Origin of the sequence: Agarilytica rhodophyticola (assembly GCF_002157225.2) — a bacterium.
Classification (GTDB): domain Bacteria; phylum Pseudomonadota; class Gammaproteobacteria; order Pseudomonadales; family Cellvibrionaceae; genus Agarilytica; species Agarilytica rhodophyticola.
Map to the genome: position 1 here is coordinate 2451945 of NZ_CP020038.1, position 22030 is coordinate 2473974.

15 protein-coding genes and 1 tRNA gene are annotated in these 22030 nt (G+C 41.2%); 10 read left to right on the forward strand and 6 right to left on the reverse strand.

Annotated elements, in window-relative coordinates; translation table 11 throughout:
• Positions 1-658: 658 nt before the first annotated feature.
• Positions 659-1549: a LysR substrate-binding domain-containing protein gene (locus BVC89_RS10370; RefSeq protein ID WP_086931128.1), complete on the reverse strand. Its 891-nt coding sequence runs from the start codon at positions 1547-1549 to the stop codon at positions 659-661.
• A gap of 101 nt (positions 1550-1650) precedes the next feature.
• On the opposite strand from BVC89_RS10370, the gene glaH reads away from it, so the two are divergent.
• The 4 genes from glaH (at position 1651) to BVC89_RS10390 (ending at position 6937) form a co-directional block, all read left to right on the forward strand.
• The gene (gene glaH, locus BVC89_RS10375; RefSeq protein ID WP_086931129.1) at positions 1651-2622 is read left to right on the forward strand and encodes a glutarate dioxygenase GlaH; all 972 of its coding nucleotides are present in this window, start codon (positions 1651-1653) and stop codon (positions 2620-2622) included.
• Positions 2615-3820 (forward strand): L-2-hydroxyglutarate oxidase, encoded by a 1206-nt coding sequence (gene lhgO / locus BVC89_RS10380; RefSeq protein WP_245929369.1) that lies wholly within the window; start codon positions 2615-2617, stop codon positions 3818-3820. Before glaH ends, lhgO begins: the two co-directional genes overlap by 8 nt.
• A 75-nt stretch (positions 3821-3895) precedes the next feature.
• Positions 3896-4861: a hypothetical protein gene (locus BVC89_RS10385; RefSeq protein ID WP_086931131.1), complete on the forward strand. Its 966-nt coding sequence runs from the start codon at positions 3896-3898 to the stop codon at positions 4859-4861.
• A gap of 378 nt (positions 4862-5239) precedes the next feature.
• Entirely contained in the window at positions 5240-6937 is a 1698-nt protein-coding gene (locus BVC89_RS10390) for a carboxypeptidase-like regulatory domain-containing protein (protein ID WP_086931132.1), read from the forward strand.
• 164 nt (positions 6938-7101) lie between these two features.
• Here the strand turns inward: BVC89_RS10390 and BVC89_RS10395 are convergent, their stop codons facing one another.
• From BVC89_RS10395 to BVC89_RS10410, 4 genes are all read right to left on the reverse strand, one after another.
• Positions 7102-8739, reverse strand: coding sequence for a S8 family peptidase (locus tag BVC89_RS10395; protein WP_086931133.1), 1638 nt, complete (start codon positions 8737-8739; stop codon positions 7102-7104).
• Between the two features lie 144 nt (positions 8740-8883).
• Positions 8884-9240, reverse strand: a complete 357-nt coding sequence (locus tag BVC89_RS10400; protein WP_086931134.1) for a hypothetical protein — start codon at positions 9238-9240, stop codon at positions 8884-8886.
• 805 nt (positions 9241-10045) lie between these two features.
• Complete coding sequence (locus BVC89_RS10405) at positions 10046-10954, reverse strand: hypothetical protein (protein WP_086931135.1); 909 nt, start codon at positions 10952-10954, stop codon at positions 10046-10048.
• Between the two features lie 361 nt (positions 10955-11315).
• A tRNA-Leu gene (locus BVC89_RS10410) sits at positions 11316-11402 on the reverse strand.
• 300 nt (positions 11403-11702) lie between these two features.
• On the opposite strand from BVC89_RS10410, the gene queA reads away from it, so the two are divergent.
• The 4 genes from queA (at position 11703) to secF (ending at position 16881) form a co-directional block, all read left to right on the forward strand.
• Positions 11703-12782: a tRNA preQ1(34) S-adenosylmethionine ribosyltransferase-isomerase QueA gene (queA, locus tag BVC89_RS10415; protein ID WP_086931136.1), complete on the forward strand. Its 1080-nt coding sequence runs from the start codon at positions 11703-11705 to the stop codon at positions 12780-12782.
• On the forward strand, positions 12772-13878 hold the full coding sequence (gene tgt / locus BVC89_RS10420; protein ID WP_086931137.1) for a tRNA guanosine(34) transglycosylase Tgt: 1107 nt from the start codon (positions 12772-12774) through the stop codon (positions 13876-13878). The genes queA and tgt overlap by 11 nt, the downstream gene beginning before the upstream one ends.
• A 184-nt stretch (positions 13879-14062) precedes the next feature.
• Positions 14063-15931, forward strand: coding sequence for a protein translocase subunit SecD (secD, locus tag BVC89_RS10425; protein ID WP_086931138.1), 1869 nt, complete (start codon positions 14063-14065; stop codon positions 15929-15931).
• Between the two features lie 23 nt (positions 15932-15954).
• Positions 15955-16881: a protein translocase subunit SecF gene (gene secF, locus BVC89_RS10430; RefSeq protein ID WP_086931139.1), complete on the forward strand. Its 927-nt coding sequence runs from the start codon at positions 15955-15957 to the stop codon at positions 16879-16881.
• A gap of 10 nt (positions 16882-16891) precedes the next feature.
• On the opposite strand, the gene BVC89_RS10435 is transcribed toward secF, so the two are convergent.
• Positions 16892-17080 (reverse strand): hypothetical protein, encoded by a 189-nt coding sequence (locus BVC89_RS10435; protein WP_086931140.1) that lies wholly within the window; start codon positions 17078-17080, stop codon positions 16892-16894.
• Between the two features lie 261 nt (positions 17081-17341).
• Between BVC89_RS10435 and BVC89_RS10440 the strand changes: the two genes are divergently transcribed.
• A complete protein-coding gene (locus tag BVC89_RS10440) occupies positions 17342-19429 on the forward strand; it encodes a hybrid sensor histidine kinase/response regulator (RefSeq protein WP_086931141.1) in 2088 nt (695 codons plus the stop codon).
• Between the two features lie 433 nt (positions 19430-19862).
• A complete protein-coding gene (locus BVC89_RS10445) occupies positions 19863-21956 on the forward strand; it encodes a hybrid sensor histidine kinase/response regulator (RefSeq protein WP_086931142.1) in 2094 nt (697 codons plus the stop codon).
• Positions 21957-22030 lie beyond the last annotated feature (74 nt).

The window sequence follows — 22030 nt, forward strand, 5'->3', positions numbered from 1 at the left end:
GGCAATTAACATACACTTAACTCCTACTAAACTTTTGGCATTTAAAGCTGCTTTTGTTAGTGCATAGAGAAATGAGTATTGCCTATATTGTAAAAATTAGAAGGTGTAATAATTAGGTTCAACAGCTGCATATTGTAAGTAGGATACGAGCCAAGAAAGTTCGGCATGTTATTTTTTAAATATATTATCTATGAATAAAAAAGAATTTTTCATTTTATTCATTAAGTTGTAATGAATTATTAAGTGGCAATAAATATATGTATGCACCTTTTAGTGGCAGGTAGTGGCAGGCTAGTTGAATGCTTTATTGAGCCAATAAAAAATTATGATTTTATCATTGACAAACGTTATGGGTTCGTTAGCCACTTGTGGCCTACTAATAAAAGCTAATAAGAAAAACACTTATATATAGTTAAAAATCAATTTAAAATAATTATGTTTTGATAAAACGTTATATTATTTTTCTTTTTTTGCAGTACAACATAGTGTAAGTCTTAGTGTATTAATGTTTTTATTTTTATCTTTTTTATGATTAAACGTAAATTCGATTTATTATGATTTATAATATTTAGTTTTCTTTTTTGTCTTCTAAAATTTTTTTTTGCAAGCAGGAAGTTTAAAATAACGTTGGCACGTATTTAATATAATGTATTGTGTGCTATTGGTAACTGCTTTGTGCGATATCAGCCATATTGAGAACGGCTTCTGATGTTTCGTCTTCACGAAAGGCAATTGCTAGCTCTGCGCGGATGGTGTTGTTCTCAAGTGGCAAAAATACCACGTTATCAATCGATAAGTTACTAGCGGACTTAGGAACGATTGCTACCCCGTAGCCTGATGACACCAGCGTTACAGCCGTTAAGAAGTCTCGCGTTTTATGTGTCACTCTATGCTTAGCTTGGTTGCCAAGTATTAATGCTACCTGCTGTTCAAATCCTGCAGGCTCATCAAACTGAGGCTCAATAAAGGATTCTGTGTGCAGCATGTCAACGCTTATGGTACTCATGCTCGCAAGTTTATGGTTAGAGGCTAAAGCGACTCGCAAATCTTCGTAATGAAGTATTTTAGTCTTAATTCTCGAATCAAGTTGCGAGTGTGGCCTAACAAAGCCTATGTCTAATTGTTGACTAGATATTGCAGAATACTGTTTGGGTGTTGTAATTTCTTGGAGACTTAATGTAACCCCAGGCCATTTTTCATGAAATATGCGCAATACTTTAGGCAAGAGGCCTGAAAATACAGCTGATGCCACGTACCCAACCTTTATGTGTCCTACTTCTCCTCTTCCTGCTCGTTTTCCTATATGTTCGGCATAGTCAATTTGCGCTAATGCCTTTCTCGCTTCATCAAGGAATAACTGACCTGCTGTTGTCAGAGTGACCAACGATCGCTTGTTCCGGTTAAGGAGTTTGGTTCCTAGCGACTTTTCAAGGTTTAGTATTTGTGTGCTTAAGGCTGATTGAGTGACAAAGAGCCGATCTGCTGCGCGAGAGAAGTGACGTTCTTCAGCAGTAGCTACAAAGTATCTGAGGGGTTTTGAATCTAACATTTTTAATTAGATAAATCGATTAAAACTAAATAATAAACAATTAGATTAGATTATACAACTGATGGATAGTATGCCTGTTATGAATGAATAGACAATGAAGTATGATGAAAAAGACGCCGCCACAGAATAACTACTACTCAAACCGAAAGTTCAATGTTGCTAAACATAAGCACCATACAAGGCTAAAAAGCATTGAACTTACAACGGATGTTATCGAGGATTTTCTCGATCAAGTAAAGACGATCGATATTCAAAGCTTGGAATATGTTCCATTTCTTCGATTTTGTTTGGCTGACAAACTATTAAAAAGCCTAGGAGAAGAATTTTTCCATATCATTACGCAAACAATATATGATCGCGCTAGCGGAGGTTTTACCATAAACTTTAATAGCGCCTGTACTGATCATGACGGCTTTATAAAACTAGGAACTGCAGTTGCTCATCTGCTGGGAGCCGCGAATCATGATGCGATGTCTGGAACTTTTTTTGCGAAGTTTTCTGTTAAACATAGCGATAACAGCGACTCTTATCTACGCCAGGCCTACCGCTTATTTACCTTACATACTGATGGGACGTTTGTTGATGAACAAACGGATTGGCTGTTAATGATGAAATTTTCACAACAACATGCTGTAGGTGGTGAGTCTAGGGTTTTGCATCTGGACGATTGGTTGGAAATCGACACTTATGCAGATAACCCGATTGGGCGATTGCCGTTTGAATACAAAGCACCAAGTTCTAAAAATGCCAATGATAAGGTTTATAGACCATTATTTTTTAATAATGAATTCGGCTTGTGTATTTCTTTTATTGATCAATTCATTCAGCCAAAAACTATTGAACAGGGAGTATTTCTCCGTGATCTTTCGCAGTCTATGGAAGTATCAAAGGGGACAAAACAGTTACCGCTCCCTATTGGAGGTATTATTGTTTTAAATAATCATTTTTGGCTTCATGGTCGTGCACCTTTTGAAGAAAATATACAATTGCATCGAGTACTAATGCGTCAGCGGGGTGCATTTGCCCCACTCAAATACCAGCAGTTGAGTGGCGGAGTAAATGTTTGTGAGTAAAAAAACAGATTACATTATTATTGGCGGAGGTATCGTCGGATTGGCAACTGCCTTAAAACTTGCTGAAAGATTTCCTCAAAAAAGTATTCGTATTCTAGAAAAAGAATCGCAGCTTGCTAAGCATCAAACCGGTAATAATAGTGGTGTTGTACACGCAGGTGTTTACTACCAGCCCGGTAGTTTGAAAGCCGAATTTTGTCGTCGGGGAGGCTCTATGATAGAAGAGTTCTGTCGACTCCACCAAATACCGTTTAATCGATGTGGAAAACTGATCGTGGCGACCAACCCTCTTGAGGTAGAGCGTCTAAAAGAATTAAAAGCACGCTGTGAAGCTAATGGCATACAGCCGCGCTGGTTAATAAGAAAAGAATTTCAAGCACTGGAACCTAATATTGAAGGACTTGCTGCGTTGCATGTACGAGAAAGTGCTATTACAGACTATTGCGCGATCACCTTAAAGATAGCAGAGTTACTAGTTTCCAAAGGCCATCATATTGAATTGGAAACACAAGCAATGGATATTGATGAGGCCAATGATAAAGTATCCGTTGACACTGATAATGGTAGTTATACATGTGATTATTTGATTGCTTGTGGCGGATTACTTGCGGACAGGCTTGCAAGCATGTGCAAGTTGGATTTGGACTTTCGTATCATACCTTTTCGCGGTGAGTATTTTGAATTGATACCGGCAAAAAATCATATTGTAAAAAATATGATTTATCCTGTGCCCGATCCGACAATGCCTTTTCTTGGAATCCATCTTACACCGACTATAAATGGGCAAGTGACAGTAGGGCCAAACGCTGTTCTTGCATTAAAAAGGGAAGGTTATACATGGAGTGACATAAGTTTTCGAGATATGTTTGAGATGTTAAAGTTTAATGGTTTTTGGAAAGTCATGAAGCATAACTGGCAGGCAGCTATTAGTGAATTTAGTCATTCACTTTCTAAGCGCAGATATCTTGAAGAGTGCAAAAAATACTGCCCATCGTTGAAACTAGAGGATTTAGCTAAAAAATCTTCAGGTGTTCGTGCTCAAGCAGTATTATACGACGGCACATTGGTTCACGATTTTTTATTGCGAAGGACTGGGCGCACACTTCACGTGTGTAATGCCCCTTCACCAGCAGCAACATCTTGCTTCGCTATCGCAAATCACTTGCTGGATCTTATAGCGGAAGATCGTATATTATAGTTTAAAATTATTGAGTTGAATTTAAGAAATTCCGGTCTTTGTTTTTACTAAATAAAATACTAAGGAGAGTCGACGGTGAGGCGTGTTTTAGGCATTCTATTATTATTGTGTGGTGCAAAATTATATGCTCATACATGGAATGAGCCTTGGCATAAAGAAGTGGTCGCTAAATCAACAGTATTTGGGTTGTATGAAGTAGTTAAAAGCTCTCGTTTCGTTTTAAAGTTGAAGCTAGTTAAGCATTTAGCTGGAGAAAAAACAAAGAAAAGGGTTAGCGTTTCAAACTACTACCTCTATGAAAGAGCCTCGTTGGCATCAGAATTAGATGATCACCCCTTTAACTACAGAAAAGGGCAGAAGGTTTATGTATTTCTTAAAAATGAAGGCAAGAAATATTCTATCGCAACACCTACTGCAGGCATAGATGAGGTAATGCACGACGGCAGTGTCGCAGCTACTTATAGACATAGCCTTCATAGGGCTAAAGCTAACCCTCAAGACTATGAACTGTTGCAGACCTGTATTTTCAATCATCTGCATAGTCTAAAATGTTCATTAGAAGCCTTAGATATTATTAACAATGCTTTAAAGGAGCCCGTAGGTATACTTTCTGAAACAGCCTCAGATCAAGAAGCTGATAGATTCTTTCGCCAGCACGGAGCATTAGAGGCTTCATATATACTGTCATTGAATCACTCAATTGAAAGAATTCAGCCTTTCTTAGATTCGCAGTTCTTCCATGTTCAAACTAGTGCTGTAAGAGCTTTGTGGGCAAGTGATATTGTCGATAAAGAAGAAAGGTTAGTTTCATTTATCAAGTCCCCCAAAAAAGATGGAATGGCTAGGGTCATGGCTGTCGTTCTTCTCAACGACTCTTCTTCAAAAAATACGGTAGAAATACTTCGGCAATATGTAAAAGATGCGTCCGAAGAAGAGGTTTATCTAGGTGGTAGTCTAATGGATCCCAGGATTGGTACATGGTTTCCAGAAAGTATCAAAGCGGCCATTGAATGGTTTTTAGCGAAAAAACAGTCACTTTAGTAAATGTCGAGGGATTGCTTTCGGCTTATTTATTTAGTGCTCAAGGGTTGTTCCATCATTTGACTTTCTTTCACTGTATATCTTGTGATATTCAGACATTCTCATCTGTGGTTATTCAATATTAAATATGTCAGTACCTTAAAGGGGAGAAGTATAAGCATATTAATGTTTTAGATGACATTTAATATGTTGCCTCGCATTTATTTCGCTACAAACGCTAGAAAAATATATTTTTAAAAAGATGAACAATTCTTTTTTTTTTAATACTAACGTTCTAGACGTTCTGCATATGTGTTTTTTTTAGTTTTATATACCACTACCATCTTGTACGAATGTCTGTGACTCAATCTGAGATAAGATAAAAAAAGGCAAATACCAATGAGACTTAGTGCGATTGTTGTTTTCTTATTTGTAGGTATTTTAACTGGTTGTGGTGGAGGTGCAGGGCGAGATTCTTCTTCTACTCTTGTTGTTCCTCCCGACACAGTATCGGAAACCGATCCAACGCCAGCACCTACACCCACACCTACAATACTTCCTGCTCCCGATCCAACTACCGCTGTTACCATTAGTGGCTCTGTTACTTATGATCGCGTGCCTCAGCAAGAAAATGGTGCTTTGGATTATGACGCTATTGTGCAGTTGCCAGTTCGTGGCGCCACTGTTCAACTACTTAACAGTGAAGGCGAAGTGGTTAGTGCAGGTATTACAGATAACGAAGGAAGTTATAGCTTACTTTCATCTCCCGAGATAGATATACGTGTTAGCGTATCTGCGCAGTTGCTGCAAGAGGATGGGCCTTTATGGAATGTTCGTGTTGTCGATAATACTGAACTTGGGGCTCTCTATGCTCATCAAGGAGAACTGATTAATTCAGGTGCGTCTGATAGCACTCGCAATCTGCATGCCGCATCTGGTTGGACTGGGAGTGGTTATGGCGAAGAGAGGGTCGCGGCACCTTTTGCAATTCTTGACTCAGTCTATGAATCTCTCCAACTGTTATTAAATCTAGATGCCAATATTGACTTCGGGGAACTGGAACTTAACTGGAGTCCAAATAATACGACTGACGATGGGGACTTTGCTATAGGTGAAATAGGTGCAACACAGTACATCGATGGGACGATATTTATTCTTGGTCAAGAAAACCAAAATACGGATGAATACGACAGTACAGTTATTCAATATGAGGTTATGCATTACATGCAAGATAATCTTATTCGTTCAGATATTAGTAATGCTCCTGTTCCATTTGATGGTCAGCACGATATGAGAGTTGCTTTTGGTGAAGGTCTAGCGCTTGCGCTTGCAGTAATGTCTTCGGGGTCAGACTTGTTCCGAGACAGTTACGGCGACCAGCAGTCGATGGGAACCAGCTTTTCACTGGAAAACCAAAATGCTGTACGTCCAGGTTGGTATAGTATTAATTCTGTAGCAGAGATTATTTTTGACATAGTCGATGCAGATACCACTGATGATGATGACCTTGATCTTGGCGTAGAAGCTATATTCCAAGCGTTGAACTCAGAAATCTATAACCTAAGCCAAGCTCGAACCAGTATATTTTTATTTACCGAAGCTTTGAAATCCGAGTTAAGTGATAGTCAGTTGCAGGCTTTAGAAAATATTTTGCGTTCACACGATATATTTGGTACTGATGAATTTGGTAGCGGCGAAATAAATGACGGTGACTTTGCAGATGCGTTGCCCCTTTATAATGAACTAGGCGTTGGCGAAAGTATAAATGTATGTGGTGACGCAATAGGCGGTTTGGAGTTTGGCTTTGGGGTACGACGGCTTGTGTTGCTAAATGCAGTCCCAGAAGGCACATACTCGCTGGAGTTAACGAAAACCTTCGGCAATAAAGACAGTGATCCAGACGTGTTAATTTTCTCCGGTTCAGAATCATTCCACTCTCAGGAGCTTAGCTCTACTGAAGTGGATCGGGAGTTTGGTGAAATTACAATTTCATCCTCATCTGATAGCTACCTGTTAGAGATTATCGACTTCACAAACGTGTTTGCCGAGAGTAGTGATGTCGGACTTTCATGTTTCGATGTATCCCTTTTTAACTAATCATGTTAACGAGCGAGCATATTGAAAAATATGCTCGCTGAAAAAATTGTGAATAATTTTTTTAGGTTGAAGTTGCGTTTTGCAATTCTTTACCAATAACATATAGCTCGCAAGTGAAAGACGACATAATTATCTTAACAGGGCCATTCAAGAAGGCTCCACACTTACTGAAGCAAACTAGAAGCAATAACCGATATAATCGTGGGATCATAGACGGTAACAGGTGCTACACTGTCTTGATCTGAGTATTTATTGCCGTTTGTTACAGATAAAATAATGTTATAACTTCCTGTGTCGTTATAGGTGTGTTGGACATTTCCAGTGTTTGTTTGGTAGCTACTGACTCCATCTCCAAAGTCCCAAATATATGTCAGTGGTTTATTATTGGGATCTGATGATGAGTATGCTGTAAACTCAGTTTCTTTGTTTACAATTACAGAATACGATTCTTCATCTAGGGAAGCAACTGGTGCTCCTTCAAAAGATATCGCTGATGTGTATAAATCCAGCCTAGGGAAAGTTAAATTATTCTCCGTGTCTAATATTGGCACACCATTGGCCCTTAAGGATGCTTCAATATCGTCAACTGTCGCGTTAGGGTTAATTGCTCGCATAACTGCAAATGCCCCTGTTATATGTGGGGCGGCCATCGACGTTCCACTTTTAACTCCGTATCTTCCCCCCACAACAGAGGACGTAATAAAGCTACCGGGAGCCAAAATGTCGACCAATGATGAACTATTAGAGAAAAGACTTATGCTATCCCTTGAATCAAATGTGCTCCCTGTCGTAATGGCTGCTGAGATACATCCGGGAGCCCCTACTGAATTATGTTTCCCATCATTCCCCGAGGATATCACTGTTGCAATGCCGGCATCCCTCAAAGCTTCAATAGCGTTAGCTCTAATGTCAGAATTACATGCAGAAGTGTAAGTACCACCACCTAAACTCATATTTATAGCGGCAATATTATTCGTTGTTGAATCATTTAGAATCCACTCTAATGCGGCAAGTTGATCGGAACGATAAGACAAAATACACCGTACACCCTTACAGCCTGAATAGCTTGCTGGGAACTCTGAAAATACCTGTACCGCCACAATACTTGCGTTAGGAGCAACCCCGCTCATTGTTCCGTTAGCTCCAGCTGCTATTCCAGCGACATGAGTACCGTGATCACAACTAGTAATTCTTCTAGATGAGCAATCACCCGCGGCATCAACCCCAACTTGCACGTCTTGACCATTTGGGCACAGGCTAGTGGCAATAGAAGTATTTGATGAAAAGCAAGCTTCTTCAACGAGCCGATTAGAATAAAACGGATGGGAAAGTTCAACACCGGTATCGAGAATTGCAACAGCTTGTCCGTCACCCGTAAAACCACTATTATGCGCTAAATCAGCATCAACGTGGTCGATTGACTGAACAAGGGTGGGTGGCTCAGGAATATCTTCCTCTATCCTCGCAAAAACTCCACTTTTAATAAGCCTGTCCAGTGCATGGTCGTCTACCTCAAAAACCAATACACCCAATCGTGGAAGTTCTTTTTGAGCTTTCAATCCATCGCTTTTGAAAAGGTTGCGAGCATGAAGAAATACTGAATGTAGCGCTTTAGGGGATGAGTGATCTTTTTCTAGGCTTTTGACTGTAGTGATAACTCTGACTTTTTCTCCTCTACTTGTTTTCTCTTTTAGAGCATTATAGTGTTTTACTACATTCACTTTTGTGTTTTCATCATTGGCAATAGCACATGATGAAAACAGCAAATAAAAAACTATAAAATAATAAACTTTAATATTCATATATTTTCCCTATGAGATCTGCTGCCCATTTCACCACCTTGATGCATAGCGCCGGGCTAAATCGCTGTAACCAAAGCGAGCATATCGTGGTTTCAATCTAAACCTGAGCGCAGCAGTAAAGTTCAATTTGAAAGTGTTGTTATATCAATATTCTGTAAAGCTAATTCCTTCAATTTCACATGTATTGTTGCTTGATGACCCTCTCCAATTTGGCTCATCATACCCATTAATTCGGATTTTTCTTTTTGCATGGTAGGCTGATAGCGCCAGGCTAAGAACTTGATCCTTTCCCGGTGAATCAGCTAACACATAATACCCATCAACACATTCAGGGGCCGGATTTGAAATCTTTATCAATACATCCCCTGGTGCTGTACTTCTACTATAGACAGAAAGATATGTTATAGTGCTAGATCCGCTATGCACATAGGCTGCATTAGCGTTTGATACCATTAAAGCCAGTGAAACTGAGGTGATGGCTTTTAATATTAGTTTATTCATAAAATATCCTTAGTAGTAAACGTAACGAGATTATAGGCAGTAGCCTTTTTTATCAGAGCGCTAATTATATAGAGTTTTTTGTCGCCCTCATACATAAGAAAGCTCATGATTTTATATGTAGCTACATTGGGTGAAGAAGAGCCTGCATCTAAAGTTTCGTAGCTTTTTAAATCGAATTTTTGAGTGTGTCAATTAAATTCAGGTGAGGCTCGGAAGCGCTACTGGAATTGAATAAAGACTCGTAAATAATGCTAGCAAGAAAATAGTCAATTCTTTCAAACCTTCCTCTGTTTTATCTTTTCTCCCATTATTAGATCACAAAATAAAAAATAATGCTCAGCCATTTTGCTCTCCTTGTAAAAAATGACGTTCAATTTTTTAGTTTGTCATATTTGGTAAAGATTTTTTTATTTAATCACGATAAAACTCATGTCCGAATTTTTATGATGATAAACAAGGTTTTTATAGCCGAGTACAATAGGGTTTGAGACTATGCGCGCGTATATGTGCTCCTTTATTTTTCTTTTTGCCGAAATTTGTACATGCATGTGGGATATTACATAATGACAATGTCTGTTGGTTGTGTTGTCAGAAGTGCTAGTCTTTATTAGCCAGTTTGTAGGTGAGATTTTTAATAAAGAGGCTGGTTTTTGCTTCAATGTTTTCCGAATGTTTGCGTTTGTAAAAATAAATAAAAACCCCTTTTTTTGTTTAGATAAAAAATAATTTTAAAAACTAAAAAAGTTGAAATGATTAATAAAAAACGACTTTTTAACAAAGCCGTTTTCTGATGAGGATAAATGTATTAGCGACAGTGAACTGATTGTGGGTTTTGATTGCAGTAGGTTGATGGTTGAGTTTCTGCAATTATGTTGGTGTTGCTTGCGCAGTGATTTGGATTTCCGCTGGCAAGAGCTACTACTTTATAAAGTGATGTTTTTAAGAAGCGCGTTTTTAGCTCTCGTGAATAATGCGTAGAACGGGTTTCACGATAGCAGACTAAATTACCATTAATTCGGGTGTAGAGTTTATAGTATGCAGCGCCGGGTACTTTATCCCAAGATATAGTGAAATCTTCATCGCCATCGTGATAAAACCGATGGCTAAAACTAAAGTCTAATATTAGTGGTAGGTCTAGAGGGTAGTTTCCTGTGTTAAAAGAAACCCTATCAAAACCTCTATTTGCCGCCGGGTGAAAGGCTATGCCAAATTGTTTTTTTCCGTTATTACGCATGTTTTTAATTGCGCTCTCAACTTTGCCAACAACTTCCTTAAAGCCTTTATATGGGTGGTATGAACCCATACCATACTGAATTGTTCCCGCATTTACTCCGATCCTAGATTTATCCATCTGATCCTTTAAGCCCAGATTTAAAAAACCACTTGCATCAAATACGGTGACGGAATATTCAACTACTTGGTTGTATGGTGGTGCTTGGGTTAAAAAAAGTGAATTACCAAATTCTTCCCCGTTACGCCTAAATACGAGTCTATCAATTTTGCTGGGTAAGTCTGACATGTCATATAGCCGGAACGCCATTGAGTATTCTTTGCCTACATTTGCAAGCCTGTTTATAGAGCTCGCACTTTGATACAGTTTTTTATCGTCTCTAAACACTGTGCCAAACGCAGATACTTTTAAGCTTTTCTCATACGCTATAGCATTGATAGGCATTGCCGAAATTATAAAACATATAAATATAATGGCTCTCATGCTAATTTTTCCTCCGATTTAAAATAAAGTTGAGCTACCTTAGTGATAGCGATGGGAATACTAGTATGTTACTCAAGCTTTATCCTCTAGCCACTTGGGTGGCTTGACAGTATTTAAAATATATGAAATCGGATTTGCAAAGGCATTGATGGCATTGTTGATCACTTGGGGTCGCTGCGTGTTATGTTGATCTTTGGTGAATGCCATTAGTACATAATGGGAGTACGCAATAGGTTATTGAGGCAGAGAGGTTTGGGGAGGTAAGACCAGTAGCGAAAACAGTGTTTACTACTGGTCTACTACAAGACATGGTATGCCTTGTAGGCAAATGACATAAATGATTTAAGTCATTGATTGTATTTGGTACCAGAGGCCGGACTCGAACCGGCACGCTTTTAAGGGCGCGGGATTTTGAATCCCGTGTGTCTACCAATTTCACCACTCTGGCTTTAATTCTTGGTTTCGAAGGCTATGCTCCGAAACCACTATCAACGCTGTGCGTTGATACGATTTGGTATTTGTGCGATATCCTTTGCTTCTTTTGTCAGTATTGCTCATTACACATTTAGTAATAACGTAATGAGATACAATTTAGCAAATTTAAATTGTATCGGCTCTGACTTACCGAGGCCGGGGATTATATCAGTGGTTTTGTGTGGGTCAACCGTTAACGATGGTAAATATTGAGTATTTCTATTACTCTTGCGCTCCAAATTTATTCTTTGACTAACGATTGATCAGTATTTGCATGCGCAGACAAGACTTTTACTATGACTTACCTGAGGAATTGATCGCCAAAGCGCCCACCGAGAAGCGTCGGGATAGCCGTTTACTGTGTTTGGATGGCGACACTGGCGAGATTTGTCATAAACATTTTGGCGATATCCTGGAGAATGTGGCGCCTGGAGACTTAATGGTATTTAACGATACTCGCGTCATTCCTGCGCGTGTGTTCGGACAGAAAACCACCGGCGGCAAGGTCGAGATTTTAGTCGAGCGTGTACTTGATGAGAGAACAATTTTAGCTCATGTGCGTTCGAGTAAATCTCCTAAGGCCGGTGCCCAGCTTTTATTAGAAGATGGCACCGGTGTCGAGGTATTAAGACGTGAGGATGCCTTATTTGTTTTGCAATTTGCCGAGGGTGTTGCAGCTCTAGAAATTCTTAACAATATTGGCCATATGCCACTGCCGCCCTATATCGATCGACCGGATGAAGACGCGGATCGAGAGCGTTATCAAACCGTTTACAGTCATAAACCAGGTGCAGTTGCGGCGCCTACTGCGGGTTTGCACTTTGATGACGATTTGCTAGCCCAGCTTAAAGCTAAAGGCGTGCAAGTAGCCTTTGTCACCCTCCATGTAGGGGCTGGCACCTTCCAGCCTGTTCGAGCTGATAATATCTATGAACATAGAATGCACAGCGAATTTATGGAGGTATCGCAAGATGTCTGTGACCTTGTGTTATCGACAAAAGCTCAAGGTAAGCGCGTTATTGCAGTTGGCACTACCAGTGTTAGGTGTTTAGAATCTGCCGCACAAGATGGTGCAATTCAGCCTTATCAAGGGGATACGGATATTTTTATTTTCCCCGGTTATGATTTTCAAGTGGTAGATGCTTTAGTCACTAATTTTCATTTACCTGAGAGCACTTTAATGATGTTGGTAAGTGCCTTTTCAGGATATACGCATATCATGAATGCCTACCGAGAAGCGATTACCGAAAAGTATCGTTTCTTTAGTTATGGCGATGCTATGTTCTTGAGTAAAAATACATCGGCAGAGACATCACTGCCGGAGATCACAGAAACGGAAAACAATGAAATTTGAATTAACAACTAATGATGGTGCTGCTCGCCGAGGCCGTTTGACGTTTGCGCGTGGCACAGTGGAGACGCCCGCATTTATGCCGGTGGGCACTTATGGCACGGTAAAAGGCATGTTGCCCAGAGATATTCCTACCACGGGTGCGCAAATTATTTTAGGCAATACTTTCCACTTAATGTTGCGCCCGGGAACGGAGGTAGTAAAGGCCCATGGAACTTTGCATGATTTCATCCAATGGCCCGGCCCAATCCTGACAGATTCGGGCGGTTTTCAGGTATTTAGTCTGGGCGATTTGCGCAAGATTACGGAGCAGGGCGTTGTTTTCCGCTCACCCATTGACGGCAGTGAGATTCACTTAGATCCAGAGCGTTCTATGCAAGTCCAGCGGGATCTGGGCTCTGATATCGTTATGATTTTTGATGAGTGTACACCTTATCCTGCGACTGAACAGCAGGCTAGAGAATCAATGGAGTTGTCTCTGCGCTGGGCAAAACGCAGTAAAGTTGCTCATGGCGATAATCCCAATGCTTTGTTTGGTATTGTGCAGGGGGGAATGTATGAGAATTTGCGAACCCAATCCCTTGAAGGTCTGGTGGATATTGGCTTTGATGGTTACGCCATTGGCGGTTTGTCTGTAGGTGAGCCGAAAGAAGATATGATGCGCATACTGGATCATTTAGGCCCGATTATGCCCAAGGATCGTCCTCGCTACTTGATGGGGGTTGGTAAACCACAAGATCTCGTGGAGGGAGTTTGTCGGGGTGTGGATATGTTTGATTGCGTTATGCCTACCCGCAATGCTCGCAATGGCCACCTGTTTACCTCATCAGGCGTAGTTAAGATTCGCAATGCAAAACATCGCTACGACACATCGCCTCTCGATCCAGAATGCGACTGCTATACCTGTCAAAACTTTAGCCGTTCATATCTTCACCATTTGGATAAGTGTGGCGAAATTTTGGGCTCCCAGCTTAACACTATTCATAACCTACGATACTACCAAACTCTTATGGCGGGTTTGCGCAAAGCTATCGAGGACGGTGAATTGCAGACGTTTGTAGCGAATTTCTATGAACAGCAAGGACTAACGCGCCAATAGCTGAGATTGATTCGGCTTGAAAGATACTCGGTTCACCCTCATTGAAAAGAAAGCCGGTATAATCGCGGCCTCTCGGGCAGGCTGAGCCGGCCTTATATACTCAGGCCAAGTGAATTGGGATGTTCGCTTGGTGAATTATTATACGACAACAGATATTAGGCCTTTGGCCATTTGGACCCAAATCATGAACCGCTATCCGCTTTGGAAATATCTACTGATTCTCGCCGTTGTAGCAGTAGGTTTCTTATTCGCTTTGCCCAATATTTACTTGCCTGACCCAGCTATTCAAATTTCTGGGAATTCTGCTGCAACCAAGGTAGAACAATCCACTATGGCTGCCGCCCAAAAAGCGCTTGATGCCAAGGGAATTAAATATTTTGGTGTGGAAAACGATGACACCAATGGTCTGATTAGACTTTATTCTAAAGATGATCAGCTGGTGGCTCAGAGTGCGGTGCAAGAAGCCCTCAATGAGAATCAGTATATTGTTGCGGTGAACCTTGCGCCAACCACGCCACAGTGGCTTACTTCCATGGGAGCAGGCCCAATGAAGCTTGGCCTGGATTTGGCCGGAGGTGTGCACTTTTTGCTGGAGGTGGATACACCGCAAGTGCTCGCAGAAGAAATGAAAAACATCGAAACAGCGCTCAAAAAATTCCAACGTGAAGAACGCATGCGCGGTGTATTTGTGCGTGTTGATGGAACTTCGCTGACGGTGAAAGCGGATAACGAAGATAAGCGCAATAAATTTAGTTCTCATATTCGCAGTGAACTGCAGCAGCTTGAATTCGATCGCATAGAAAGGGACGGTGAGTTTTTTGTTGAGGCGACGCTGTCTGATGTCTATATCCGTGAGAAGGAAGCGCAAGCGGTGGAGCAAAACCTCACTGCTTTGCGTAAGCGTGTGAATGAACTTGGTGTTTCAGAACCTATTGTACAGCGTCAGGGGCGCAACCGAATTGTTGTTCAGTTACCGGGAATCCAAGATACCGCGCGGGCCAAATCTATTATTGGTAAAACTGCAAGTTTGGAGTTTCGCCTAGAAGCAAGGCCTAGTGAGCTTGCTTCAAAGAAAACATTATTTCCCTATAAAGACCAAGAGCGTGAGCAGCTCACCGGCGGGGCTTACCTTGAGAACAAGGTAGTGATTCGCGGTGAACATGTTAACAATGCATTTGCTGGTTTCGATCCAGAAACCTCATTGCCACAGATTAATATTAATCTTAATAGCCAGGGCGGCACCTTGATGAATCATGCCACCAGAGACAATGTTGGTCGCAGTCTGGCGGTTTTATTTATTGAATACCATACCCGTACAGAAACCACCTTGGATGAAAATGGACAAGAGGTTAAGACATTTACCCAGATACCCGATAAAAACATTATCAGCTTGGCGACTATTCAAGATGCTCTCAATGCCAGCTTCCGTATCACCGGTATTGACAATCCTCAGGAGGCTTCTGAGTTAGCGCTTCTACTTCGTGCAGGTGCTCTAGCTGCGCCCATGGGCTTTGTGGAAGAGCGCACTATTGGGCCATCTTTGGGTGCTGAAAATGTAGCGCGAGGTGTGGACTCAGTGCAGTTAGGTTTGGTTTTGGTTTTGCTCTTTATGCTGGTGTATTACAAAGCCTTCGGTTTCGCTGCCAACCTAGCGTTGGCGCTGAACTTAACTCTATTGATCGCCATTATGTCGCTGTTTGGTGCCACACTAACCCTACCAGGTATCGCGGGTATTGTATTGACAGTGGGGATGGCGGTGGATGCTAACGTCTTGATCTTCTCGCGGATACGTGAAGAGCTGGCTGAAGGATCACCGCCGCAAACGGCTATTCATGCAGGTTTTGAACGTGCATTTACCACAATTTTAGACGCAAATATCACCACCTTTATTGTTGCCATTATCCTTTACGCGATTGGCTCTGGGCCGGTAAAAGGCTTCGCTGTGACACTGGCGATAGGTATTCTTACCTCCATGTTTACAGCAATTATGGGCACTCGCGCGATTGTTAATATGATGTATGGCAATCGCCCAGTTAAAAAACTCTTAATCTAAGTCGGTAGAATTGGGATAAAAAAATGAACGAGAAGAAAGTGATTAATTTTATGGGGCAGCGCAAGGTAGCGGCTGTTATTTCGATTCTGCTGATCGTAGTGTCAATTGGCTCTTTAGCTGTTAACAAGTTAAGTTTTGGCTTGGATTTTACTGGCGGTACAGCAATCGAGTTGCATTATGAGCAGACGGCAGATCTTGCTGCCATTCGCGCGCAGGTAGAAGCTGGTGGTTTCCCTCCGGCAGTCGTGGCAACCTTTGGTACGGACAAAGATGTATCCATTCGAGTGCAAACCACCGATGCTAAGTTAGGCGATAAACTTGTTAAGTATTTACGTGAAAATTCAGACTCTGAGGTGTCTTTAAAAAGAGTTTCCTATGTAGGACCGCAAATTGGTGAAGAATTACGTGACGATGGCGGTTTAGGTCTATTGTTTGCGTTGGCTGTTGTCATGGTATATGTGGCAGTGCGCTTCCAGCTGAAATTTTCTTTGGGAGCGGTTGCCGCATTGGCCCACGATGTCTTGATTGTGCTGGGTATTTTTTCGGTTCTGCGCTTGGATTTTGACCTTACCGTACTGGCTGCTATCCTCGCCGTTATCGGTTACTCACTTAATGATACGATAGTGGTGTCTGATAGGATCAGGGAAAACTTCCGCAAAATTCGTAAAGCATCTCCTACCGAAGTGATCAATATTTCGTTGTCGCAAACCCTCGGGCGTACTTTGATCACCTCTTTGACTACCTTGCTGGTGTTGCTTGCACTGTTTTTTGTTGGAGGGGAGACCATACATAACTTCGCTATCGCGCTTATTACAGGTGTGGTTGTTGGTACTTATTCTTCTATTTACGTAGCTGCGAATATACTACTGATGATGGATATATCAAAAGAGGATCTGCTTGAGGTTGTGGTAGAGAAAGAAGGGGCAGATCAAGAGGAAATTATGCTTTAACCTCCTGTGCTCAGGTAGGTCTTCCGTTTCTTTGTATATCTTCTGCAGTTGGCACTTTAAGAGGTCGCTGGCTGCAGCTCGCCTTAATAAGGTGGCTTCTTTCTGGCAGTGAGTAGTCACCAATCATACAAAATAACCTGACCACGCTCGCTGTTGCTCGTCCCTGTTCTTGCCTTTCGGCCAATGATTTTTTGCCCATTTTGTTGTCGCCATTTTAATCAACTACGATTAGAGTATAGCAATTGGCCCGGTTTGGTGTTGGCGTTTAAATTATTTTTTGACACTTTTTTAAAAAAGTATAAACATAGTATTTTTATTACGTTAAGCGACACTAGCCTATCCGCGGCGAAGAAAATGTAGGATGTTATTTTATATTTATCCGTGTCTGATAATATGGCTAGTCAGCTCTACTTATATTCGATAGCGCTTAACAGATACGTCAAGCTTGCCAAGGCTCTTTATGTTAGAAAAACTATTTAGCAGTAAGAAACACCCAGAACCAAATGATGCGGAAGTGGCGCAGGTAAATGCTGCTCTGGATCGCTATGACCGCATATTTCGCGGCAGTCGTGGCTATGGCTTCCTCGACTTTGATGTGTTGAGAGGTAAGGCTCACTGGCGTGGAGGTTTTTGGTCTCATCTAGGTTATGACGATACTGAGATTTATAAGGGCAAAGAAATAGAAGGTATTTCCGATGCCGAGCACTTCTTAAATTACGTCCACGTGGACGACCGTGAAACCTTTACCAATAAGCTGACATCGTTAATCAAAACCCAAGAATGTGAAGACCTTATTTTCCGTGTTGTCAAGAAAGACGGAAGTTACCTGTGGGTGGAGCTGCGTTTGGATGCTGTATGCAACGACGATGGGCGCGTCAGCCACTTATCCGGTGTGGTGTTTGATGTTTCCGCTCTGAAAGAAACAGAGCAAGCGTTGAAGATTAGTGAGGCACGCCATGCCCGTATTATTGAGGCCTCCAACGATGGTATCTGGGAGTGGTCTGCCGAATACGGTGGTAAATATATGGAGCATACCAACGATGGTGGCTGGACTTGGTCGAACCAGGAGGGAAGTTTTACCTTCTCAAGCCGTTGTTGGGAGATGATTGGTTATTCCATGGATGATGATGTCGTAAGAGAGGGAATTGTCGCTTGGCGCCGCTTGATGCATAAAGATGATGGTAAGCGTTTTGATAAGGTACTCAGTGATCATATATTTAAGCGTGTGCCCTTTGATATCGAATATCGTATTCGCGGTAAAGATGGTGAATGGCACTGGATCTTAGGCCGTGGCCAGATGAGTCATGACAAGCATGGACGGCCAAAAATATTATCAGGTACCAATATGGATATTACTGCGCTCAAACGTGCTGAAGAGCGGGTAATGAGGGCTAAAGAGGAAGCCGAGAAAGCGAACCACGCCAAATCTGAATTTCTATCGAGTATGAGTCATGAACTGCGCACGCCTCTGAATGCCATTTTGGGCTTCGCACAGTTATTTGATCTTGATACCAATCTTACTTTAGAGCAACGCGACAATATCAAAGAGATTAAATCTGCTGGCAAACATCTGCTGGAGTTAGTGGGAGATGTCTTAGACCTAGCTAAGATTGAAGCAGGACACTTGCAGCTATCCTATGACCGAGTTCTTCCTTCCCGCGTGGTTGATGAATGTGCGGCACTTTTAAAATCGCAAATTGAAGAGCATGAGCTGAGTTTAGAAATTAGTCTTAATGGGTTAGAAAACCAAGCCATACTGGCGGATCAAATGCGCCTTAAGCAAATCTTTCTCAATTTACTTAGCAATGCAATCAAATATAACCGCCAGTCTGGAAAGATTAAAATTGAGTGTACGATCGTATCGAATATGCTCAAAATTGTAATTGAAGACAGTGGTATGGGTATCCCTTCTCACTTACAAGCAGAACTTTTCCAGCCTTTTAATCGATTGGGAGCTGAACGAAGCAATATTGAGGGTAGCGGCGTAGGGTTGGTAATAACAAAACAGCTTGTAGAGCAAATGGGCGGAAAAATTGGTGTTAAAAGCCAAGAAAAAGTTGGTACTGAATTTTGGGTGCAATTCCCACTTGCTGAATGTGCCGGCGAGCAGGAAGTGACATTTGACAAAATTGACACCACTTTTATTGATGAAGAATGTATTCCTGAGTTATTGGTACAAGAGACCAAGAAAATTCTTTACGTGGAAGACAATCCTTCTAACCAGAAATTGATGAAGCAGGTGTTGGCACGTTATCCCGTGTTTGACTTAACTGTTGTTGGGCTTGCTGTGCAGGGCTTATATGTAGCGCGTTCAGATGTACCAGATCTCATTATTCTCGACGTGAATTTACCTGGCATTGACGGCTTTGAAATTGTTGAAATTCTCAAACAAGATGAGAATACCCGTGATGTGCCTGTTATTGCTTTGTCTGCTAATGTCTTATCGCACGACATTCAAAAAGGCAAAGCTGTTGGTTTTGATTATTATTTAACAAAACCCCTTAATTTGGCGGAATTAATTACGGTGTGCAATCAACTTTTAACTTAAAGCGGATTTAAAAACTGAATAAATTTGTGTGTGATAATGCATCTTTAGAAACCAAAAAATAGTTTATGACGCCGAAAGCACTTATTTAATTGCTAGTTTATTACCACTTACTGATAGTATTACTTTTGTGGAATGTATGGTTTTAATTCGTCATTAAATTGGTATATGTTATATATTAATTTTAAGATAAGCCGCAGTGATTAAATATTAGTTTTTACAGGCCTTAGTGCTTTTAAACGAAACCTTTATAATGAAAAATAGTTATTTTAATTGGTAGTTTTGAATATGTCAGCGTGGCTTTATTTTTGTTAAGTGCGATTAATGACAAAAAATAATGATACGAATTATTTTTAATAAATCTTCTGTATAAATAATTCTGTGCGAAATATTCCCGGTTATTTAGACTTTAATAACTACATTACCAAGGAACGAGATGTTACAGAAAATATTTAAACCAAAAAATACGACGCTTATTGCATCCAATGATATCTCTCAAGTAAATGTGGAGATGGATCGCTATGATCGTATATTCCAGGGTAGCCGGGGTTATGGCTTTGTCGACTTTGATGTTAGTGCCAAGCAGGCGTACTGGCATGGCGGATTCTGGAAACATCTTGGCTATGAAGATAGCGATATCTACAATAAAGATGAGCCTTCTAAAAACATATCTGCTGGCAGAAGCTTTATAAAACTTTTGCATCGCGACGACCGAGCAAAGTTTGTCGTTAGTATTTTACGCTTAATAAGAAAACTCCCTACCGAAGACTTTATTTTTCGCATTGCCAGAAAAGATGGTCACTATGTATGGATCGAATTACGCTTAGATGCCCTCTGTAACCCTTTAGGAAAAGTCACCCACTTATCTGGTGTGGTGATTGACGTAACAGCGCTGAAAGAAACCGAATATGCGTTAAAAATGAGTGAGGCGCGACATGAGCGCATCATCCAATCTTCCAATGACGGCATTTGGGAGTGGGCTACTAAGTGGCGTAAAAAGAAAGGCGGCGGGCCCGACGAATACGAGCGGGTGTGGTCGAGTGAACAGTTTTCCAGCCGATGTTGGGAAATGATTGGTTTCTCTGAAGATGACGATGAGGTGAAAGAAGGGATGTCGGCTTGGCGCCGACTTATTCATCCGGAAGATTTAAATCGCTTTGAGAAGGTTTTGGATGATCATCTTCATAAGCGTTCTACTGTTTATGAAAGTGAATACAGAGTTCGTAACAAGCAAGGTGAGTGGTGTTGGATATTATGTCGCGGCATGATGGAGTGCGATGACCAAGGGCGTCCAATGACGATCTCTGGTACAAATATGGATATCACTGCTCTGAAGCTTGCAGAAAAGCGTGTGTTAAAGGCGAAGGAAGAAGCAGAAAAAGCGAGCCAAGCCAAGTCTGAATTTCTATCGAGTATGAGTCATGAACTGCGTACTCCTCTCAATGCAATCCTCGGTTTTGCTCAGCTGCTTGAGTTGAATGAAAATTTGACACAAGAACAGCAAAGTAACACCCGAGAGATAAAAGCTGCGGGTAAACATCTTCTGGAGCTGGTAGGGGATGTATTGGATTTGGCCAAGATTGAGGCAGGCCATTTAGCTTTGAATTTGGAAAGAGTCCCTCTGTCACGAACCTTAAATGAATGTGTCGCTTTACTGAAAGCGCAAATTGATAAGCGCAAGTTAAACCTTAAAGTTCTATTTGACAATATCGATAGCATTCTCATATTTGCAGACCCTATTCGCCTCAAGCAGGTTGTACTAAATCTTATGGGGAATGCAATTAAATATAATAAAACTGAGGGCGACATATACTTAAAAGCATGTGTAACAGAACAAAATCATGTGCGTGTAAGTGTAAAAGATACTGGATACGGAATATCAAGGGAGCGACAAATTGAATTATTCCAACCATTTAACCGCCTGGGTGCTGAACGCAGTGGTATCGAGGGCAGTGGTATAGGTTTAGTGATTACTAAACAGCTGGTAGAACAAATGCAGGGGACTATTGGATACAGCAGCGAACCCGGTGTTGGCAGCGAGTTTTGGGTGGAGTTTCCCGTTGTTAATAGTTCTCTGTCCAAGGATACCATGAAGCACAGAACCTTTAATGACCCACACAAGCCGGAGCTGAAAATAACTGAACATAAAAAAATATTATATGTTGAAGACAACCCCGCCAGTCTTAAACTAATGCAAAAGATGTTGGAGTACTTTCCCAATTTAGATTTAACAGCGGTTGGCTTGGGGGTGCAAGGTTTGTATGTTGCCCGTTCTGATATCCCTGACTTAGTTATTTTAGATCTCAATCTACCCGGCATCAGCGGTTATGAAATAGTGGATATTTTAAAACAAGATCCAAGAACAAAGCACGTTCCTGTAGTGGCCTTGTCGGCAAATGCTCTTGCTTCCGATATCGAAAAAGGTAAGGCTGCAGGCTTCGATCATTATTTAACGAAACCTCTGAATCTCAATGAATTAATAGACGTATTCAATGATTTGTTAGGTTCTTCAACAAATACACCGCAATAGGGTAGAACTACATTAAGTAAGCACTTTAACTCAAAAGTATAACTATTTAGCAATTGTCACCTTATCTCGAAATA

What these genes read in the sequence shown, in the direction of transcription:
- BVC89_RS10370 (WP_086931128.1), bottom strand. Translation starts at nt 1,549, where the DNA reads ATGTTAGATTCAAAACCCCTCAGATACTTTGTAGCTACTGCTGAAGAA.
- glaH (WP_086931129.1), top strand. Translation starts at nt 1,651, where the DNA reads ATGATGAAAAAGACGCCGCCACAGAATAACTACTACTCAAACCGAAAG.
- BVC89_RS10390 (WP_086931132.1), top strand. Translation starts at nt 5,240, where the DNA reads ATGAGACTTAGTGCGATTGTTGTTTTCTTATTTGTAGGTATTTTAACT.
- BVC89_RS10395 (WP_086931133.1), bottom strand. Translation starts at nt 8,739, where the DNA reads ATGAATATTAAAGTTTATTATTTTATAGTTTTTTATTTGCTGTTTTCA.
- BVC89_RS10400 (WP_086931134.1), bottom strand. Translation starts at nt 9,240, where the DNA reads ATGAATAAACTAATATTAAAAGCCATCACCTCAGTTTCACTGGCTTTA.
- BVC89_RS10405 (WP_086931135.1), bottom strand. Translation starts at nt 10,954, where the DNA reads ATGAGAGCCATTATATTTATATGTTTTATAATTTCGGCAATGCCTATC.
- queA (WP_086931136.1), top strand. Translation starts at nt 11,703, where the DNA reads ATGCGCAGACAAGACTTTTACTATGACTTACCTGAGGAATTGATCGCC.
- tgt (WP_086931137.1), top strand. Translation starts at nt 12,772, where the DNA reads ATGAAATTTGAATTAACAACTAATGATGGTGCTGCTCGCCGAGGCCGT.
- secD (WP_086931138.1), top strand. Translation starts at nt 14,063, where the DNA reads ATGAACCGCTATCCGCTTTGGAAATATCTACTGATTCTCGCCGTTGTA.
- secF (WP_086931139.1), top strand. Translation starts at nt 15,955, where the DNA reads ATGAACGAGAAGAAAGTGATTAATTTTATGGGGCAGCGCAAGGTAGCG.
- BVC89_RS10435 (WP_086931140.1), bottom strand. Translation starts at nt 17,080, where the DNA reads ATGGGCAAAAAATCATTGGCCGAAAGGCAAGAACAGGGACGAGCAACA.
- BVC89_RS10440 (WP_086931141.1), top strand. Translation starts at nt 17,342, where the DNA reads ATGTTAGAAAAACTATTTAGCAGTAAGAAACACCCAGAACCAAATGAT.
- BVC89_RS10445 (WP_086931142.1), top strand. Translation starts at nt 19,863, where the DNA reads ATGTTACAGAAAATATTTAAACCAAAAAATACGACGCTTATTGCATCC.